This window comes from Gordonia sp. DT218 (assembly GCF_049847105.1).
Classification (GTDB): Bacteria; Actinomycetota; Actinomycetes; order Mycobacteriales; family Mycobacteriaceae; genus Gordonia.
Genome location: NZ_JBNCNS010000001.1, coordinates 1,138,479 through 1,158,251 on the forward strand (window position 1 = coordinate 1,138,479; position 19,773 = coordinate 1,158,251).

Annotated in this window: 17 protein-coding genes; 12 read left to right on the forward strand and 5 right to left on the reverse strand. The window is 65.6% G+C overall.

The genetic code is table 11. The annotated features are described in order from the left end of the window. Positions 1-89 precede the first annotated feature (89 nt). Positions 90-947 (forward strand): IclR family transcriptional regulator, encoded by an 858-nt coding sequence (locus ACPXCG_RS05305; protein WP_425789775.1) that lies wholly within the window; start codon positions 90-92, stop codon positions 945-947. Then, positions 944-1,879, forward strand: coding sequence for an alpha/beta hydrolase (locus tag ACPXCG_RS05310; protein WP_425789777.1), 936 nt, complete (start codon positions 944-946; stop codon positions 1,877-1,879). The genes ACPXCG_RS05305 and ACPXCG_RS05310 overlap by 4 nt, the downstream gene beginning before the upstream one ends. A gap of 6 nt (positions 1,880-1,885) precedes the next feature. On the opposite strand, the gene ACPXCG_RS05315 is transcribed toward ACPXCG_RS05310, so the two are convergent. Beyond that, on the reverse strand, positions 1,886-2,563 hold the full coding sequence (locus ACPXCG_RS05315; protein ID WP_425789779.1) for a PadR family transcriptional regulator: 678 nt from the start codon (positions 2,561-2,563) through the stop codon (positions 1,886-1,888). A 125-nt stretch (positions 2,564-2,688) separates the two neighbouring features. Here ACPXCG_RS05315 and ACPXCG_RS05320 point away from each other — a divergent pair, with 125 nt between their 5' ends. Beyond that, positions 2,689-3,204 carry a flavin reductase family protein gene (locus ACPXCG_RS05320; protein ID WP_425789781.1) on the forward strand — a complete coding sequence of 172 codons (516 nt, stop codon included), beginning with the start codon at positions 2,689-2,691 and terminating at the stop codon, positions 3,202-3,204. A gap of 61 nt (positions 3,205-3,265) precedes the next feature. Here ACPXCG_RS05320 and ACPXCG_RS05325 read toward each other — a convergent pair whose 3' ends face one another. After that, a complete protein-coding gene (locus ACPXCG_RS05325; RefSeq protein WP_425789783.1) occupies positions 3,266-4,915 on the reverse strand; it encodes a flavin-containing monooxygenase in 1,650 nt (549 codons plus the stop codon). A gap of 196 nt (positions 4,916-5,111) precedes the next feature. On the opposite strand from ACPXCG_RS05325, the gene ACPXCG_RS05330 reads away from it, so the two are divergent. The 7 genes from ACPXCG_RS05330 (at position 5,112) to ACPXCG_RS05360 (ending at position 13,819) form a co-directional block, all read left to right on the forward strand. Then, a complete protein-coding gene (locus tag ACPXCG_RS05330; RefSeq protein WP_425789785.1) occupies positions 5,112-6,698 on the forward strand; it encodes an FAD-binding protein in 1,587 nt (528 codons plus the stop codon). Then, a complete protein-coding gene (locus ACPXCG_RS05335; RefSeq protein ID WP_425789787.1) occupies positions 6,685-7,062 on the forward strand; it encodes a nuclear transport factor 2 family protein in 378 nt (125 codons plus the stop codon). The genes ACPXCG_RS05330 and ACPXCG_RS05335 overlap by 14 nt, the downstream gene beginning before the upstream one ends. 11 nt (positions 7,063-7,073) lie before the next feature. After that, a complete protein-coding gene (locus tag ACPXCG_RS05340; RefSeq protein ID WP_425789789.1) occupies positions 7,074-8,738 on the forward strand; it encodes an FAD-dependent oxidoreductase in 1,665 nt (554 codons plus the stop codon). Between the two features lie 303 nt (positions 8,739-9,041). Next, positions 9,042-9,833 carry a glucose 1-dehydrogenase gene (locus ACPXCG_RS05345; protein WP_425789791.1) on the forward strand — a complete coding sequence of 264 codons (792 nt, stop codon included), beginning with the start codon at positions 9,042-9,044 and terminating at the stop codon, positions 9,831-9,833. Between the two features lie 2 nt (positions 9,834-9,835). Continuing rightward, a complete protein-coding gene (locus ACPXCG_RS05350; RefSeq protein WP_425789792.1) occupies positions 9,836-10,759 on the forward strand; it encodes an alpha/beta fold hydrolase in 924 nt (307 codons plus the stop codon). A 26-nt stretch (positions 10,760-10,785) separates the two neighbouring features. Beyond that, positions 10,786-12,264, forward strand: a complete 1,479-nt coding sequence (locus tag ACPXCG_RS05355) for an FAD-dependent oxidoreductase (protein WP_425789794.1) — start codon at positions 10,786-10,788, stop codon at positions 12,262-12,264. 442 nt (positions 12,265-12,706) lie between these two features. Beyond that, positions 12,707-13,819 carry a DUF222 domain-containing protein gene (locus ACPXCG_RS05360; protein ID WP_425789796.1) on the forward strand — a complete coding sequence of 371 codons (1,113 nt, stop codon included), beginning with the start codon at positions 12,707-12,709 and terminating at the stop codon, positions 13,817-13,819. A 298-nt stretch (positions 13,820-14,117) separates the two neighbouring features. Here ACPXCG_RS05360 and ACPXCG_RS05365 read toward each other — a convergent pair whose 3' ends face one another. From ACPXCG_RS05365 to ACPXCG_RS05375, 3 genes are all read right to left on the reverse strand, one after another. Further along, the gene (locus ACPXCG_RS05365; RefSeq protein WP_425789797.1) at positions 14,118-15,617 is read right to left on the reverse strand and encodes an MFS transporter; all 1,500 of its coding nucleotides are present in this window, start codon (positions 15,615-15,617) and stop codon (positions 14,118-14,120) included. A 270-nt stretch (positions 15,618-15,887) separates the two neighbouring features. Continuing rightward, positions 15,888-16,715, reverse strand: a complete 828-nt coding sequence (locus ACPXCG_RS05370; protein WP_425789799.1) for a mycofactocin-coupled SDR family oxidoreductase — start codon at positions 16,713-16,715, stop codon at positions 15,888-15,890. Then, positions 16,715-17,515, reverse strand: a complete 801-nt coding sequence (locus ACPXCG_RS05375; RefSeq protein ID WP_425789801.1) for a mycofactocin-coupled SDR family oxidoreductase — start codon at positions 17,513-17,515, stop codon at positions 16,715-16,717. Before ACPXCG_RS05375 ends, ACPXCG_RS05370 begins: the two co-directional genes overlap by 1 nt. A gap of 178 nt (positions 17,516-17,693) precedes the next feature. Between ACPXCG_RS05375 and ACPXCG_RS05380 the strand changes: the two genes are divergently transcribed. Both ACPXCG_RS05380 and ACPXCG_RS05385 read left to right on the forward strand, forming a co-directional pair. After that, positions 17,694-18,767 carry a 2Fe-2S iron-sulfur cluster-binding protein gene (locus ACPXCG_RS05380; protein ID WP_425789803.1) on the forward strand — a complete coding sequence of 358 codons (1,074 nt, stop codon included), beginning with the start codon at positions 17,694-17,696 and terminating at the stop codon, positions 18,765-18,767. A gap of 37 nt (positions 18,768-18,804) precedes the next feature. Beyond that, entirely contained in the window at positions 18,805-19,761 is a 957-nt protein-coding gene (locus tag ACPXCG_RS05385) for a tyrosine-protein phosphatase (protein WP_425789805.1), read from the forward strand. Positions 19,762-19,773: the final 12 nt, after the last annotated feature.

Genomic DNA, 19,773 nt, shown 5'->3' on the forward strand with positions numbered 1-19,773 from the left:
AGCGGCCACATAGTGTGTTACTAATAGGCATATGCCTATTAGGCATAGTCTGCAGCCCGCACTCCTCGCCGCTCCCCCATGGAGGTGTCATGACCCTCGAGATGGAGACATCCACCCCGAATGCCGTACTCGACCGTGTATCCCTCGTCCTCGACGCGTTCGACGGGCCAGGCCGACTCACCCTCGCCCAGATCGTGCGGCGCACCGGCCTGCCACGATCATCAGCCCATCGAATGCTGGAACGTCTGGTCGCGCTGAGATGGCTACGTCGGCAGGGACGTGACTACGAACTGGGCATCCGGTTGATGGAACTCGGATCGATCGCCGTCCATCAGGATCGCCTGCACGAGGCGGCCCTTCCGTTCCTGCACGAGTTACACCGGACCACGGGATTCGTCGTCCATCTCGCGATCCTCGACGGACCGGATGTGGTGTACCTGGAGAAGATCGGCGGCACCCTCGCGGCCGCCATCCCGACGCGGGTGGGCGGCCGGCAGCCGGCCCACTGCACCGCGGTCGGCAAAGCGATCCTCGCGCACTCGGACCACCAGGCGGGCAGCCGGGAACCGGGCGAACCGCTGACCCAGAAGACGCGCTACTCCATCTCGACGCGCTCCCGCCTCGAGACCGAACTCGTCAAGATCCGCACCCACGGGATCGCCTACGAGCGCGAAGAGTCGCTCCCCGGCATCGGTTGTGTCGCGGCGCCGATCGGCGACCTCGACGAGGCCGTCGCCGCGGTCTCGGTCTGCGGTCCCGCAGACCGGATGAACTTCGATCACCGGATGGCGGCACCCGTGCGCATGACGGCCTTGGCGATATGGCGCAACCTCGAGGGCGGATCGGGCCGGGTGGTGCCCACCCTGCAGCGCAGGCATCAGCATCTCGGGATGCGTCGGGCGTCGGTCTCCCCGATCAGCGGCGCGCCGACCCGGGTGGCGCGATGATCGACCCGGGAGTCGCCGCCATCCTGCCTCGACTGAATGAGGGATTTCCTCGAGTGGAGACGATGTCGGCCCCTGCGGCGCGAGCAGCCATCCGTGCCCGGCTGCAACCTGATCCCGAGCCCATCCCGGTGGCCCGCGTCCATGATCGGACGGTCCCCGGGCCGGACGGCGAGATCCCGATCCGGATCTACTGGCCCGTGGACCAGGACACCACCCACACCGCACGGCCTCTGATCGTGTTCGCCCACGGTGGCGGATTCGTGTTCTGCGACCTCGACAGCCATGACGACCTCTGTCGTTCGATGGCGAACGGGACCGGCGCTGTCGTGGTGTCCGTCGACTATCGTCGCGCTCCCGAACACCCGTGGCCCGCGGCTGCCCATGATGTCCATGCGGTCACGATCTGGGCGTCCGACGAAGCGACCGAACTGGGCGCAGATCCGGAGCGCGTGATCGTGGCCGGCGACAGCGCAGGCGGAAATCTCGCGGCCGTCGCGTCGCTCCTGGCCCGCGAGGCAGGCGGACCGCCGATTCGCGCTCAGGCCTTGATCTACCCAGTGGTGGCCGCGGACTTCACCAGCGACTCATATGTCCGCTTCGCGGAGGGCCACTACAACACGGCGGCCGCGATGAAATGGTATTGGGATCAGTACGTTCCGGAACCCGAGGACCGCACACACCCCCATGCCTCTCCCATTCGCGCGGACCTCGTCGGCCTGCCCCCGACCCTCGTGATCACCGCCGGGTATGACCCGCTGTGGTCGGAAGGTGCCGACCTCGCGCGTGCGCTCGCTGCGGCCGGGGTCCAGACCGTCCACCACGACCATGCAGGCGCCATCCACGGATTCATGACGATGCCCGTCCTCGACCTGTGTGAAGCCGCACGCAAGCAGGCATGGACCGACCTTCGCGCGCTGGCGGATCAGGACTGAGATCGATCAGTCGTCGTGTTCGGTCGCCTGGACCTGCTTCTCGACCTCACGCCAATGTCCTGGTCGTGGGCGGGGGAAGCTCTCGCCATGCTTGCCTGCTGTGAAAATCTCTTCGGCGGCATCGATCTCGTCGATCAGCTCCAGCGCCAGTTCACGCTCGTTGGCGTAATAGCGCTCGGCCCAACGCATCGCGATCCGCGCGTATGCCCATGCCGGTTCCGCCTCGGCTGCCGCGGCATCGACGGCGACCCTGTGCTGCAACGCCTCAACTCGCTCAACATGCTCGCGGAGCATCGCCTTGACCGTCTCCGGCGTACTGAGGTGCCCGAAAGCGGTCCGCAACAACACGCCGTGCTTGAGCATAGGAGGATCGACCGGTGCATCGAGCGCCCAGATGCGGACCGCCCGCCGGCCGGCATCCGTGATCTTGTAGACCCTTCGATTGCGGCCACCATCGCCGGTGGCCATCCGCGAGGTGGCGTAACCGTGGTTCTCGATCCGCTTCAGCTCCGAATAGACTTGGCTGAACGACGGACTCCAGTAATAGTGGCGAAGGCTCCAGTCCGCCCACTTCTTGATGTCGTACCCGGAGACCTCTTCCTCGTAGGCGAGCATGCAGAGGACAGCCCATGAGGTCGGAGGAAGATTGGGCAGATCCTCGAAGCGAACTTTTTCCGAGGTCACGGCCAAATGCTACCAACAGGTTGGCCCGAAGCTCGCGGCGTGGCCGCGCACTCAGCGGGACAGCCCGTTGATTCGTCGATGCAATGGGCTGATTCTGTTGTAATACGGCAACTTTCGGAGGAATCATGAGTTACGACAGGGTGTTGACCAGGCAGCTCGATATCGATGAGGGCAGCCTTCGGCGGGTGTGGGGCAACTTTGCGACCGGTGTGGCGGTGATCACCGCCCACGACGGGATGGAACCGATCGGCTTCACCTGCCAATCCGTCGTGTCCGTCTCGCTGACACCACCCTTGATGTCGTTCTGCCCGGCGGCGACATCCACCTCGTGGCCGCGGATACGCCAAGTCGGCGAGTTCTGCATCAACATCCTCGCCGACGATCAGCACGAGATGTGCCGGCAGTTCGCCCGAACCGGAACAGAAAAGTTCCGCGACATCGGCTGGCAGCCCAGCCCAGCCGGCGCTCCCGTCCTCGACGACGCGCTCGCCCATATCGACGCCCGTCTGGACTCCGAACACGACGCCGGCGACCACACCATCGTCGTCGCGCAAATCACCGGGTTGTCGGCGCAGGAGGCCAAGGGCCCGTTGCTCTTCTTCCGCGGCGGCTTCGGCACCTTCGGCGACCTCTCCGGGTGATGCACGGCCGGGCGCTCCCCGTCCGTGGTCGAACGGGGAGCGCGTGGAACCGGCCACGGCGTCAGGGCCGGTTCGGGACGGACTCGTCGCGAATCACGTCGAAGCCGCGATACCCGTCCGCCGCCACCTCCTCGATGATGTCGCGATACACGCCGAACCCACCGACGAACGGCATGAACACCCTGGGTTTTCCCGGGATGTTCGCACCCAGGTACCAGGAGTTCGCCTCGGGCATCAATGTTCGAGCAGCTCGTTCCGAGCATTCCCGGACCCAGCTGTCGACGGCGTCGGGCCGGGCCTCGATGGCCTCCGCCCCGACGGCGTCGAGGGCCGTGAGTGCGTCGGCCACCCAATCCACGTGAAGTTCGGAGTGCAGCACCATGTTCGCCAGGACCGAGGGACTGCCGGGACCGGTCAGGTTGAAGAGGTTGGGGAATCCGGCGACCCCCAGACCGAGGTAGGTCCGTGGTCCTTCGCTCCAGGCCTGCTTGAGCGTCTCACCCCCACGCCCGACGATGTTGATCCGTTCCACCGAGCCGGTCATGGCGTCGAATCCGGTGGCCAGTACCAGCGAGTCGAGACTGATGGTACGACCACCGACGCTGATTCCGTCGGGCGTGATCCGATCGATCGGCGTCGATCGCAGGTCGACGATCTGCACGTTCGATCGATTGAATGTCTGGAAGTAGTTGTCGTCGGTGCAGATCCGCTTGGCACCGATCGGATGGTCACGCGGGATCAGGACCTCGGCCACCGCCGGGTCGTCGATCACGGAGCGGATCTCCTGCTCCCAGAACTCCCGGGCAGTGCGGTTCGCCTCGAGATCGGTCAGCTGGTCGGGGAACGTCTTGCTGAACAGGACTCCGCCCAGAAGCCAACGCTTTTCGTATGCCTCATGGCGTTCATCGTCGGACACGTCCAGCGCCGACCTCGGGTGCGGCTGATGCGGTGAGCCCCCACCGCTCTCCATCGATCGGCGACGACGCTCCGCGTAACCGGCCTTGTGGGCCGCCCGCGTCGCATCGTCGAGCGGCACGTTTCCGGCCGGGATGCTGTAATTCGGAGTCCGCTGGAAGACATGGAGCTCTGCCGCGGTCTCGGCGATGCGCGGAATGGCCTGTATGCCCGATGATCCCGTCCCGATCACCCCAACACGTCGCCCGGCGAAATCGACGCCGCCGTGCGGCCACGACGATGTGTGGTGGATATCGCCGGCGAATGACGTCAGGCCGGGGATCTGCGGGATGTTCGCACTCGACAGCGGCCCGAGCGCGAGCACGCAGAACCTGGCCGATACCTCCTCACCGGCATCGGTGCGCACCAGCCAGCGAAGTGTCGACTCGTCGAGCGTCACGTCGACCACCCGGGTGTTCAATGCGATGTCGCGCCGGAGGTCGAATCTGTCCGCCACATGGTTGAGATAGCGCAGGATCTCGGGCTGCGTCGCGTACTTCTCGCTCCAGTCCCACTCCTGCTGAAGCTGGTCGTCGAAAGAGTATGAGTAGTCAACGCTCTCGACGTCACAACGCGCGCCGGGATAGCGGTTCCAGTACCAGACGCCGCCCACGCCGCCACCTGCCTCATAGACTTGGACGGACTGACCGTCACGTCGAAACCGCTGTAGCGCATACAGTCCCGCGATTCCCGCACCGACCACGACGACGTCGACGGTACGCACATGTGTGGCGGCTTCTGAGTTGGTGGTGTCCACGTCAATTCGCCTTCCGATCGGTACGTTTCACTGACCGTCGACGCTAGGATCGCGAGTCCGCCGAATGCCAGTACTCCTCCCGCTGATCGGCACACTCGGCACCGGTCACATCACCCTCCCGATCATCGGGACAACGCACCTCCGCCCCTCACCCTGCTCACCTACCGTCGGTACTGGTTCACGGAAGGGGAACAGGATGCACTGGGACGACGAAGTAGATGTGCTCGTCGCGGGATCGGGCGGCGGACTCGCCGGCGCCTACACCGCGGCACGCGAAGGACTGCGGGTGGCCGTGGTCGAGGCGACCGACAAGTTCGGGGGTACCACCGCGTACTCCGGCGGCGGCGGGATGTGGTTTCCGTGTAACCCGGCCTTGCGTCGAGCGGGCACCGACGACACCCTCGACGCGGCGCTCGAGTACTTCCACGCCGTGGTCGGCGAGCGCACTCCGGCCGATCTCCAGCAGACCTACATCCGTCGCGGATCCGACGTGATCGAGTATCTGGAGAGCGATCCCGCGTTTGCCTTCGAGATGTTCCCCTGGCCCGACTATTTCGGGAAGGCACCTGGCGCACGGCTCGACGGTCAGCGCCACATCACTCCCGTACCTTTGCCCGCGTCGGAACTCGGCGACCTACGTGACTCGTTGCGCGGCCCGCTCGACACCGATCGGCTTGGTGCGCCACCGCCGGACCTGCTCATCGGCGGACAAGCGCTCATCGGACGATTTCTCAAGGCCATCAGCCGCTTCCCCAATGCGTCACTACACCTCGATTCGCCTCTGGTCGACCTCGTCGTCGAGGACGGTTCGGTGGTCGGGGCGATCGTCGAACACGACGGGACGCGCCGTGCGATCCGGACCTTCCGTGGCGTGCTGCTGGCCGCCGGTGGCTTCGAGCAGAACGACGAGATGCGCGATCGGTTCGGGGTTCCCGGCTCGGCGCGCGACACGATGGGATCGTGGGGAAATCTCGGCCGCGCACATCAGGCCGCGATCACCGCCGGCGCAGACCTCGACCTCATGGATCAGGCATGGTGGTCGCCCGGAATGACCCATCCGGACGGGCGCTCGGCGTTTGCCCTGTGGTTCACCGGTGGCATCTTCGTGAACCAGGAAGGGCAGCGATTCGTCAACGAGTCCGCACCGTATGACCGATTGGGCCGCGAGGCCATCCAGGCCATCGAACAGGAAACACTGGCCCTGCCGTTCTGGATGGTCTACGACGACAAGGAAGGTGTGGTCCCGCCGGTCAAGGCATCCAACGTGTCCATGGTGGACACCGAGGATTACGAGTCCGCGGGACTGTGGCACTCCGCCGACACGCTGGAGGATCTCGCCGCCCGGATCGGTGTCGACCCGACCGGACTCGTAGCGACCATCGAGCGCTTCAACAAGTTCGTGGCCGACGGCGTCGATCCGGACTTCGGCCGTGGCGACGAGGCGTATGACCGAGCGTTCTCCGGCGGCGAGCCGCCGATGGTCCCGATCGACCAGCCGCCCTATCACGCTGCAGCCTTTGGCATCTCCGACCTCGGAACCAAGGGCGGAGTGCACACCGACAGTGCCGGGGCCGCTCTCGACAAGACGGGCCGACGAATCGATGGCCTCTACGCCGCGGGCAACACGATGGCCGCGGTGAGTGGGACCACCTACCCGGGCGGCGGCAACCCTATCGGCGCCTCGGTCCTGTTCAGCCACCTCGCCGTCCTCGACATGCTCTCCCGTACCGGAGAACCCGGCCCCGACACCACGATCTCGAGGAGTTCCGATGAATCCGAATGACCTGATCCGCTCCCGAGTCCTGCAATATCTGTCGGCGATCGGGTCCGGAACGGCCGCGGACATCGCCGCCCTGTACGCCGACGGCGCCACCGTCGAGGACCCCGTCGGTTCCGACATCCGAACCGGCCGAACGGCGATCGAGGAATTCTACGGCCCGCTCAGCGGCGCCGACTGCGACGCCGAACTCCTCACCCTGCGCGTGTCCGGCCACACCGCAGCATTTCACTTCCGCGTCACCACACGAACCCCCGACCAGGTCATCGTCGTCGAACCCATTGACATCATGACGTTCGACGACGATGCCCAGATCACCAGCATGCGTGCGGTCTGGGCACCCGACGACCTGACCATCAAGAACCGATAGAGAGACCGGACATGACCACAGATGAACTGCAGTGGGATCGCGACGTCGACTTCGTCGTGGTCGGGAGCGGGGCGGGCGGGCTCACCGGTGCGTTGGCCGCTGCCGCGGAAGGACTCGATACGCTCATCATCGAGAAGGCCTCGGTCTTCGGCGGTAGCACGGCGCTGTCGGGCGGCGGGGTATGGATTCCGAACAACGCCACCCTTCGCCGCGAAGGGATCGTCGACTCACGCGAGAATGTGCGCGCCTATCTCGACGCCGTCGTCGGCGACCGAGTTCCCTCCGCCAACGTCGACGCCTTCATCGACGAGGGACCGCGGATGGTCGAGTTCCTGGAGAAGACCAGTCCGCACATGCGTTTCCAGTGGTGTCCGGGCTACTCCGACTACCATCCGGAGCGGCCCGGCGGCCGTCCGGAAGGCCGGTCGATCGAGCCGCTGCCGGTCGATCTCAAGCAACTCGGCGAGGACGAGAACCGGTTGCGCCCGGCCGCACTGGCCACGCCTCCCGGTCTGTTCATCACATCCAAGGACTTCGTCGCCCTCAACATGGTGATGCGCACCTGGAAGGGCAGGCGGACCGCGTTGATGACGGGCCTGCGGGCAGTCAAAGCGGTTGTCCTGCGGCGCCATATGGACACGCTCGGCCGAGCACTCGTCGCCCGGCTCCGACTGGCGTTGAAGGACGCGGGCGTGCCACTGCTCCTCGACACGCCCTTGGAGTCACTCATCACCGACGCGTCCGGTGCGGTGATCGGCGTCGTCGCCGATCACCGTGGCGAACAGATCCGCATCCGGGCCCGGGCCGGAGTGTTGCTGGCGACCGGAGGGTTCGAACACAACGACGAGATGCGCAAACGCCATCTCCCGTCCGGCGGGCAGGACGACTACAGCGCGGCGTCGAAGGACAACACGGGAGACGGAATAGTCGCCGGCGCCGACGTCGGTGCCGCGGTGGATCTCATGGACGACGCCTGGTGGATGCCGTCCTTCCAGCGTCCAGACGGCATCAACCAGGTGCTGGTGTCCGAGCGATCGATTCCGCGTTCGATCATCGTCGATCAAAGCGGCCACCGGTTCACCAACGAGGCGGCGCCCTATGTGACCTTCGTGCACGCCCAACTGGCAGGCGGTCACGAACCGGCCTGGTTCATCTTCGATCGCACCGCGAAGAACCGGTATCCGATCGGCGGCATCATGCCTGGACAGTCGTTCCCTGCGGACTGGTCACAGAACGGTCTCCTGGTGAAGGCGAGCACCCTCGGGGAGCTCGCCGCCGCCATCGACGTCGACCCTGCCGCATTGACCGGAACCGTGGAGCGCTACAACGGTTTCGCGCGCGGCGGCAAGGATCTCGATCACGGTCGCGGCGACAGTGCATACGACAACTACTACGGCGACCCGAGTCTCGATCAGCCAACGCTCGACGTTCTCGATCGCGGCCCGTTCTATGCGCTCCGCATGCGTGCCGGTGACCTCGGCACGAAGGGTGGTCTCGTGTACAACGCCGACGCACAGATCCTGCGCAACGACGGAACCGTCATCGACGGTCTCTTCGCGACCGGCAACACGTCGGCCTCGGTGATGGGCAACGACTACGCGGGCGCCGGTGCGACCATCGGTCCCGCCATGGTCTTCGGCTACGTCGCGGCACGCCGCGCCGCTGCCGACCGCTGAGGCCTCCGATGCAAGAGTTGACCTGCGGTACTTGCCGAACCACCGTCCTCGCAGAGAAATTCAGTCCGAGCCATACCAGCATTCAATGGCTCGAGGATGCCGCCCACGCGTGCCCCGAATTCGCTCGCATCATCGCGGCCGGCGAGAACGTGAGCGCCATTCCGACCTGTCCCGCACTCCGCGAAACCATCGAAGAGGCCGCCCGCAACGGGCGGTTGGCGACCGACAGCATTCGGGTCGAGCCGACCCGCGGACTGCCCCACCGATTGCGCCGCGATCAGAACACCCCAGGAGATTGAGATCATGAGCACTCCAGTAACACCATCGGACACAGCACAATTGGCCGGCAAGGTGATCGTCGTCAGCGGCGGTGCGCGCGGCCTCGGCTCGGCGTTCGCGCATCGCATCGTCGCGCGCGGCGGCAAGGTGGTGATCGGCGACATCCTCGACGACGTGGGCAAGCAGACCGCCGAAGATCTCGGTGACGCCGCACGCTACGTCCGTCTCGACGTCACCGATCCCGACCAGTGGGCGGAAGCCGTCGCACACGCACAAGCCGAATTCGGCTCCCTCACAGGGATCGTCAACAACGCCGGGATCTCGACGGGAGCATTCGTCGAGCAGGACACGCTGGAGAACTTCCGACAGGTCCTCGAGATCAACCTCGTCGGCGTGTTCAACGGCATCCGCGCCGCCATCGCACCTCTGCGAGCGGCGGGCGGCGGATCGATCGTCAACATCTCTTCTGCAGCCGGTCTCACCGGATTGCCACTCACCAGCGGCTACGGTGCATCGAAATGGGGCGTCCGCGGACTGACCAAGATCACCGCGGTAGAACTCGCCACGGATCGCATCCGCGTCAACTCGGTCCACCCCGGGATGACCTACACGCCGATGACATCGTCGATCGGTATCGAGACCGGCGATGGCAAATATCCCAACACGCCGATTGGTCGGGTGGGGCTCCCGGACGAGATCGCCGGCGCCGTCAGCTTCCTCCTGTCCGACGATGCCGCATACATGACCGGTGCCGAGCTCGCCGTGGACGGCGGATGGACCGCGGGCCCCACCGTCGCCTACGCGATGGGACAGTGATCATGACCGTGACAAATCCCGCTGCGACGAATCCCGCTGCGACGAATCCCGCTGTGACGATCCCCGGGGTGACGACACGCGAGATCGCCACCTCCCGTGGCGTACTCCGCTACCACGAGGCCGGCGACGGACCGGTCCTGCTGCTTCTGCACGGCTCAGGTCCCGGCGTCACCGGGCTCCGCAACTTCAGCGGAAATCTATCGTTCTTCGCGGAGCATTTCCGTTGCCTCGTCCTGGAATTCCCAGGTTTCGGCGTCAGCGACGACTTCGGCGGCCATCCGATGGTCACCGCGCTGGCCGCGGTCGAGGAGTTCGTCGACGCGCTGGAACTGACGGATGCCGCGATCATCGGCAACTCGATGGGCGGCGGCGTCGCCCTGAGCTATGCGGCCGCCCACCCGGACAAGGTCCGGAGCCTCGTCACGATCGGCGGGATCGGCAAGAACCTCTTCAGCCCGGGACCCAGTGAAGGAATCCGGCTCCTGCAAGAATTCACCGACGACCCGAACCGCGAGCGACTCGTGCGCTGGCTGCACTCGATGGTCTACGACCCCGCCTTGATCACCGACGACCTCATCGAGGAACGCTGGGCGCAGGCCACCGAGCCCGGCACGCTCGAGAGCGCGCGACGGATGTACGGGTCAACGGCATTCGCCGCGATGATCGCGGCGATGGAGAACTCGGACACTCCCCCGCCCTGGGCGACGATGCACAAGGTCAGCGCACCCACTTTGCTGACGTGGGGCCGCGACGATCGCGTGAGCCCGCTGGACATGGCGTTGATTCCGATGCGGACCATCCCGAACGCCGAGCTGCACGTGTTCCCGCAATGCGGCCACTGGGCGATGATCGAGCAGAAGTCGGCTTTCGAGAGCGCGGTGTCTGCGTTTCTGCGGCGGGTGCCCGCCGTCGGCGGCACCCGATAGCGACAGTCACCCACAGGAGGCCAGGCATGACCAGCACGCCCAGATCCGTCCGACCGCTCGCAGCGTCCGAAATCGACCAGTTCACCTACCAAACCGACGTGCTGGTGATCGGATTCGGCTGTGCCGGAGCGGCTGCCGCTCTCGAGGCGGACGCTGCCGGCGCCGACACGATCCTTCTCGAGCGGCAGAGCGGTGGAGGTGGATCGGCCGCGTTGTCCGGCGGCGAGATCTATCTGGGCGGCGGCACAGGAATCCAGCAGGCGTGCGGATTCACGGATACGCCTGCGGAGATGGAGAAGTTCCTGCTCGCGGCCCTCGGCCCGGACGCCGACGCCGACAAGGTCCGACGTTACTGCCGCGGGAGTGTCGAGCACTACGAATGGCTGGTCGCACAGGGTGTTCCGTTCAAGCCCTCGCTGTGGGACTCACCCACCTGGGTCCCGCCGACCGACGACGGCCTTATGTGGATGGGAGAGAACGCCCATCCCTTCTGCGATCTCGCGACGCCTGTACCCCGCGGCCACCGCGTCACGTCCGACGGCTTCGGCGGCAAGGTTCTGATGGCCGTGCTGGGTGACGCGATCGCGGCATCGGATGTTGCCGTCCACACCGATACCGCGGTCCAACGGCTCATCGTCGAGAACAACCGCGTCGTCGGCGTATCCGCGCGCCATTTCGGCGAGGCCGTCACCTACCGGGCGCGGGGCGGGGTTGTGATCACGACCGGCGGGTTTGCCGACAACACCGAGATGGTCGCTCAGCACGCTCCACAGCTGGTCGGTCTGGGCGTGAACAGCGACGGCGGCGACGACGGTCGCGGTATCCGGATGGCACAAGCCGCCGGTGCCGCGATCCAGCACATGTCGGCCGGCCAGGTCGGCATTTCGTTGATCCCCGGGATGATGGTCCGCGGGATGATCGTGAACGAACTGGGCCAGCGCTTCATCAACGAGGACGTGTATCCCGGCCTCGTCGGTCAGGCCGCTCTGTTCAAGCATGGCTTACGGGTCTGGGTGATTCTCGACGAGAAGGGGTACGAGGAGGTCCCGGAGGACGAGAGATGGGGCGTGGTACCTCATTTCGTCGCCGAGTCCGTCTCGGAGCTCGAACGCGAGATCGGCATGCCTGACGGAGCCCTACAGAACACCGTGGCCGAATACAACCGGTATGCCGGCGAGGGCATCGATCCCTACTTCCACAAGTCCGCCCGGTGGTTGCGGCCATTGCAGGCTCCATTCGCCGCCATCGACGTCCGCAAGGGCATCGCCCCACCGGAATACGGTGCCGCCGGTGGCGGCGGAGCAGAGGTCTTCACCCTCGGTGGCGTGTGCACCACAGTCGACGGGGCGGTCCTGGATCTCGACGGAGAGGCGATACCAGGGCTCTTCGCGGCCGGGCGCGCGACGTCGGGCCTGCACTCCTGGGGCTACATCAGTGGCACCTCACTGGGCGACGGCACCTTCTTCGGCCGACGCGCCGGCGCCGCTGCGGCCGAAAGGCGTTGACAACGCCACACTCCTGGGACACGTGCCAAGACTCGTCACCCAACTGAGCTCGCCGTCCCCTCGCCGAGCTCGCCATCCCCGCCGAGCTCGCATCCTCCGCCGAGCTCGCATCCTCCGCCGATCGAGTAGAGCGAGGCGCCAGCCGAGCTCGCCATCCCCCGCCGATCGAGTAGAGCGAGGCGCCAGCCGAGCTCGTATCGAGATCCCCGCACCCAACCCCGGAAAATCTTCTGCACTATCTTCAAGAAACCCCTTGACGTCGAACATACGTTCGAATACCTTGAATGGCATGAGAACTTCGGGGGAACTCATGACCACAGTCAATACCGTTGTCGATTCGGTGCGCGACCTGCACTTCGACGACGTTTCGAATCTGACGAAGCCGTCGGCATTCGACACCATGAGAGCGCTCATCGTGATGCGCAACCTGCTCGAACACCGCATGGCGACCGTGGCCGGCCACCTCGACCGCCTCGGGGTCGCCAAAGACCACGGCCGCAAGATGACCGAACTACTGATAGTCATGGGCCTCGCCCCCGCATTCGCCGCCCGGCTACAACGCGTCGCCGCGGCTTCGTCATCGTTGCCGACACTGCACGCACATGCCATCGACGGTGCGATCTCCGGTGAACACGTCGACGCCATCGTCAAAGGGGTGGCGCATACTGCTTCGCGGTCTGCGGAACCGATCGACGACGCGACGCGTCTGACCTTTGTGACAGATCTCCTCGGCCAGTTCTTCTCTGGAGCCACACCCGCCCAGATCGCCAAACGTGCTCGTGCACTGGGTAATCAGCAGGCCGACGACACGGGCGGAGTTCCCGCGGCCGAAGACCGTAATCTGAATACCCTGTCGAAATCCATTGATACCGATGGTCGCCTGGAAGTGCGTGCCGACCTCAACGTCGAAGTCGGCGAAAAGTTCCATGCCGCCATCGAAGAACTCGCCAAACCCCGGCCGGAACCCAACGGGTCACCGGATGCGCGGTCGACTGAGCGCCGCCAAGCCGATGCACTGGAGACACTGCTCGACATCGCCGCCCGCGGCACCGACACCGCATCCGCACCGCGGACTCAAACATTGATCACCGTGCCGGCGCAGAGACCCGCACAGGCGCAGTTGGAGTTCATGGGCTCGATCACCGAAGCCACCCTGTACACCCTCACGTGCGACGGCACCATCACCACCATGATCGTGGACGGGGAAAAGGTGCCCCTCGACATCAGCCGGGAGAAACGACTGTTCCCGCCGCCGATACGAAGAGCCCTGCATGAGCGCGACAAGTGCTGCATCAAATGCGGTGCGCCGGCATCCCGTGCGCATGCGCACCATCTGCGTCACTGGGCCGACGGTGGCGAAACCTGCCTGGAAAACGGTTGTTTACTCTGCCCGTCCTGTCACGCCGACGTTCACCACAACGGCTGGGACGTGGTGATGGGATTCGACAAACACCCCTGGCTGATACCACCGGCCGCCTTAGACCCCAAACGGCAACCGATACCGGCTCACAACCGACGCACACTGAGTTTCGACAACCTGCCTTCGGCCGCCTGACCCGGCCGATCCCCGCCACCTGACCCGTTGTCGCTCCTCCATTCCGAACACGCTCCTTCGGTCGAAGCAGCGGGAACGAAACGGTGCAGCGAGAACCCACCATCCGACGCGACGATTCACATGACTTCCCACGCACCTGGTCCCGGCCGGGACCGCATCTGTCCCTTGAGAACTCAATAGTGTGAGAATCGGGCGTCACCTTACGGTGTCGCGTACCCGACGGCCACCCAGATCAGGGTCTTCCGACCCCGAACTGAGTGGTGCGCGATACGCGACACCGTATGGGCGTCGTCGCCGATCAGGCGGCGCCGAGAACCCCAGTGGTCTCGATGATTTCATCACTCGCTCGCCGTGGCATGGCCAGCGCTGTCAGCGCGCCCACCACCGAGACGATCGCACCGATCACGAAGGCCACCTTGAATCCGTCCGAGTCATAGAACGTGGCTCCTTCCGCAACCATCGCGACATGCGAATTGTTCAGCACGGTGAACGCGACCACCGACAGCACCGCCGGGAAGATGCTCTGGCTCACGGCGACGATGCTGGCCGTACTGGCCTGCAGCGTGGGCGACACGGCCTCGATCACCAGGTTCGGCACGGCCGCATACGACATACCCTGCCCCAGACCGAGGATCACCGCTCCAAGGATGATCGTCGACTTCTCCGAATGGTTGAACGCCACCACGAGCATGCCGAGCGCCATCAGCGAGAGGCCTGCGAGCATGAGCAGCCGGGGAGCGAGACCGCGACTCACCAACACACCGACGAGGAGTCCGCCGGTCACGATCGCGATCACCATCGGAAGCTGGAACAGCGCGAAGTCCTCGGCCGACAGACCCCAGCCGTACCCGAGGCCCAGCATGCCGGGAACCATCACCATCATCGGCAGCAGCACCGCGAACAGCCCGGAGATCCCGTACGCGACACCAGCGCTGATGGTCGTGAGATACACCGGACGACGACGCAGCACATCCAGATCCACCAGAGGCGCGGCAACCGTTCTCGCCGACACCAGCCACGCTATGAGCAACGCAACCCCGCCGAGAAGATAGGTGAGAGTCGATGATGCGGTCCAGCCCCAGGACGGCCCGAAACTGACGCCGATCAGCACCCCGGCGAGACCTGCCCCGAGCAGCACCGCGCCCACCAGATCGACGGTTGTCCGCACCCTCAGCGGCGACTCGTCGACGGTGACGAGAATCGCGAACCCGATCGCGACCACGACGGCGAAGAGAAACCAGAAGATACTGCGGAATCCGAAGTCGTCGATCAGCCAGCCGGTGAGGAACGGCGCCGGCACCGCCACCAGGCCCATCCCGGTTGTCGCAATGCTGACCGCCAGCGCGACGGCCTTCGGCGGGAACACATCTCGGATCAGAGAATAACCGAGGAATAGGCACGGGACGAGGAACCCGGCCAGTGCACGGCCGGCGATCATCACGCCGTACGAGGGCGCGATCGCCGACAACAGGCACCCGGCCGCAGCCAACGCGACACAGACGAGCAGGAGTCGACGTTTACCGAACATGTCCGAGAGGCGGCCGATGACGGGCGCGGTGACGGCGCCGGTGAGCAGGAATGCCGTGAGCAGCCAGGCCCCCTGCGTTGTCTGGTAATGGGTGACGATGAACGGCAGTGCCGTCGAGATCATCAGATAGCTGATCGCCAGGACCTCCAGCAACAGCACGATGGACACGAGACCGAGCACGAGCCGGGGCGTCCAGACCCGCTGGTCGTCGGATGTCGCCGCGCCAGGCGTGACGCTCGAGCCCTCGCTCGGAGTGGGTTGTACAGGCATCGCATACCTTCCATGGACACCGACCCACAGACCTCGGGCCGGTACGAAGTGATCGACGACCACAGGATGTGGTGCCAGTCACATCACACCGGCGCCGAACTGCCTGCACCAGCCGAGGCTCCCGCTGTCCGGGACAGATTATCCGGCAAGGCTAGTCACGAAATATTCTGCACTGCAACCATATTGCGGATCTCACAGCCACCGACGCACACGACGACGTGGTCCCGCTCCACACGGGCCCACGTCGTCGGTCGGAATCGAGTCCGGTTGTCAGCGTTGCGTCGACCCCGCATCCACGGGCAGCGTGACCGCGGTGATGTATCGCGCCTCGTCCGAGGCGAGGAACAGTGCGGCGTTCGCGATGTCGACCGGCTCGATCCACGGGACCGGCAGCATGTTCATCGTCTGGGCCGCCGCGGCGAACTCCTCACGGGTGGGGTTCTCCAGATCCGGCCGGAACGCCTTGCGGACCATCGGGTTCTGGATCATCGGCGTGTCGACGTTGGTTGGATGTACAGAGTTCACGCGAATGCCGTGCGGCGCCAGCTCATGTGCCAGCGACCGCATCAGGCCGACAACGCCGTGTTTGGCCGACACGTAGTGGGCAACTCCGGACAGTCCGCGCAGCCCGGCGATGGAGCTGGTCAGGATCATCGCACCACCGCCCTGTTCAATGAGATGCGGCGCGGTCGCCTTGCAGGTCTGCCACACTCCCGTGAGATTGACGTCGATCATCGTGTTCCACGCGTCGTCGGAGAGTCCGACCGCCGCACCCTTCGATGTGATACCCGCTGTGGCGCAGACGATGTCGAGACCACCGAGATCAGCGACAGCAGCGTCGACGGTGGCGCGGAGGAATGTGCCGTCACGGACGTCGACAACTGCGGAGATCACCCGTGAGCCCAGCTTCTCGGCAAGCAACGTCACCTCGTCGAGGTCCTCGGAGGTCGATGGCGGCGTCACTGTCGTCTCCACGGACTGGCAGATGTCGAGGGCGATGATGTCGGCGCCCTCCTCGGCGAAGCGCAACACCTGCGCTCGCCCGATGCCGCGTGCCGCACCGGTCACCAGAGCCACGCGCCCTGCCACGCGGCCCATCACGAGACCTTCGCCACGAGGCCGGCATCGACGACGACATTCGTCCCGGTGACGTAACGCGCCTCCGCGGACAACAGGAACAGCACGGCGTTGCTGACGTCGACGGGGCTGACCCACGGCACGCCGAGCAGGTTGCGGGAGGCGAGCGCGACTGCTGCGTCGTCTTCGGCGGGTGCTTCGAGGTCGGGGCGCAGCTTCGCGAAGACCTGTTCATTGAGGATCATCGACGTACCCACCGATCCCGGGTGGACAGCGTTCACCCGGATACCGTTCGGGCCGAGTTCGTTCGCCAATGTCTGGGTCAGCCCGACGACGCCGTGCTTGCTCGCGCAGTAATGCGCGGTTCCCGCCATCCCCTTGAGCCCGTTGGTCGATCCGATGATCACCACCGACCCGCCCCTTTCCATCAGGGGCACCGTCGCCTTCACCGTGTGCCACGCACCGGTCAGATTGATGTCGACGACCCGTCGCCAGTCGTCGTCGTCGATCTCCCACGATGGGCGGGCCTCCGGGTAGACACCGGCGTTGGCGACCACGGCATCGAGGCGACCGAGTTCGTCGACGCCTGCGCGCACAGCAGCGGCGAGGCTCTCGAAGTCACGGATGTCGGCACAAGCGGTGACGCAGCGCCCGCCCACCCAGTCGACCTCGCGCAGCGTGCCGGCCAGATCGTCGACCGACGCCTCTAGGTCGACCGCGATGACACTCGCACCCTCCTCGGCAAGCCGCACGCAGTGGCTTCGCCCCATCCCCTTGGCCGCGCCGGTGACCAGGACGACCTGATCGCTCATGCGGTTCATCTCGTTCTCCCGAAACACCTGTGCATGGCCGCGACCATAAGGTCAGGTGATCGCGCTGGAACCATCTGTCTCCCACTCAGCGGGCCACCGCCGAGATCTCTCCCGGACAACAGAATCCGCCACTCCGCGGGGCCGACCCACCGCACACCATGACGTCATCGCAACGAAGGAGGTTCCTATGACGACGGTTGCCGCGCGCGTGGCCCCACCGCGTCCCGCGTCGGCCCGCGTCTCACGCGTCATCGACGAGACCCGGCACGCGAAGTCCATCGTGTTCGAGGTGCCCGCCGACCGCACGCACGACTTCACCTATCGTCCCGGGCAATTCCTGACCTTGCGCATCCCGAGCGATACGACAGGGTCGGTGGCGCGCTGCTATTCACTCGCCAGCTGCCCGGTCAGCGACGCCGAGCTTATGGTCACGATCAAACGCACTGCGGACGGTTATGGCTCCAACTGGTTGTGCGACAACGTGTCCGAAGGAGACATCGTCGACCTGCTCCCGCCCTCCGGCGTCTTCACGCCGGCGTCGGCCGACGAGGATCTCCTCCTCTGGGGGGCCGGGAGCGGCATCACCCCGCTGTTCTCGATCCTCAAGTCCACTCTCGCGACCGGGAGTGGGCAGGTTGCCCTCGTCTACGCCAACAACGACGCCGACTCGATCATCTTCGACGAACAACTGCGCGTACTCGCCGCCCGGCACCCGAATCGTCTGGTCGTGATCCATTGGCTCGAATCCGTCCGGGAGCGCCCAACCGCCGACCAACTCGCGCGGTTGGCCGAACCGTTCGCCGACCGACACTCGTACATTTGCGGTCCCGCGGGATTCATGGCGACCGTGCGGGACGCGATGGCGAGTCTCGGCGTACCGCGGTCACGGGTGCACGCCGAGGTCTTCGCATCTCTTCGCGGCGACCCCTTCGCCCAGCGCGCATCGGAACCACACGCACCGGAACCGGCCGCGGAGTCCGATGCCCTCGCCACGACGACCGCGCAGGTCGATACCGACGGAGACACCCACACCATCGACTGGCCGCGATCGCAGAACCTGGTGGAAGCGATGCTCGCCCACGGGGTCGACGTCCCCTTCTCCTGCCGCGAAGGGCAATGCGGCACGTGCGCGTGTGTCGTCGTCGACGGCGACGTGACGATGACCGACACCGGCGTGCTCGACGAGGACGACCTCGAAGCCGGCTACGTCCTGGCGTGCCAGGCCCGTCCGAACGGTGATTTCGCCCGCATCAGATTCTGATCGACAATCCACTCGAGAAAGAGGGAACAATCCTGTGTTGACCACGATTCGCCGGCGGAACGGCATCCGCCTCGCCGTTGCGGCCGTCAGCATCTGCCTGACGTCCGTCGGGATCGCCACGATTCCGGAGTCCGCACCGTCGGCATCCGCGGCTCCGGTCGCCGGCGCGAGCATCGGGATCTCGGCAGCCAATGCGCGTGATGTCGGCGGCTACGCGACTCGGGACGGTTCCACCGTCCGCACCGGCTTCGTCTATCGCAGCAATGCACTCAACACGTTGACCGATGCGGACAAGCAGAAGCTCGTCGCACTGGGCATCACCGACATCGTCGACGTCCGGTCACCCAACGAGGTCGCCGCGAGCCCTGACAGTCTCCCGCCGGTCCGATACACCAAGCGGCCGATCTGGGATCCCGACAACGATTTCTATCTGACGGTCAACCGGATCATCGGAAGTGGCCCGGCGGCCCAGCAGCAGGCCCTCGGCGGGGGCAAGGCAGCGCGGATGATGCAGGACTACTACCGCTGGATGATCACGGACGCGGCCGCCCGCCGCCAGGTCGGCTCGACCCTGCGTGACATCGCCACGTCCTCCACACCGCTCCTCTTTCACTGCACGTCGGGTAAGGACCGGACCGGTCTCATCTCGGCTGTCCTGCTGACCGCCCTCGGCGTACCCGAGCGGACCGTCTTCCAGGATTACCTCGCATCGAACTCTCGCCTCGCCGCGAGCAACCAAGCGCAGATGAAATACCTCGTCGACCGCGGTCTGGTGACCGACCCCGCGCTGTTCACCCCGGTCCTCGGCGTCCAGAGAGATTTCCTCGCGGCGTCGTTCGACCAGATCCGCCGGTCGTATGGCTCGTTCGACCGCTTCCTGGATCGCGGACTGGGCGTCGACGCGGTGACCGTGAAGGCCCTCCGGGCGAAGATGTTGCGCCGTGGCGGGCTCCCTCCGCTGTTCGGATCGCTCGACGGCGGCAGCTCGAACTGACCCGGAGTTACG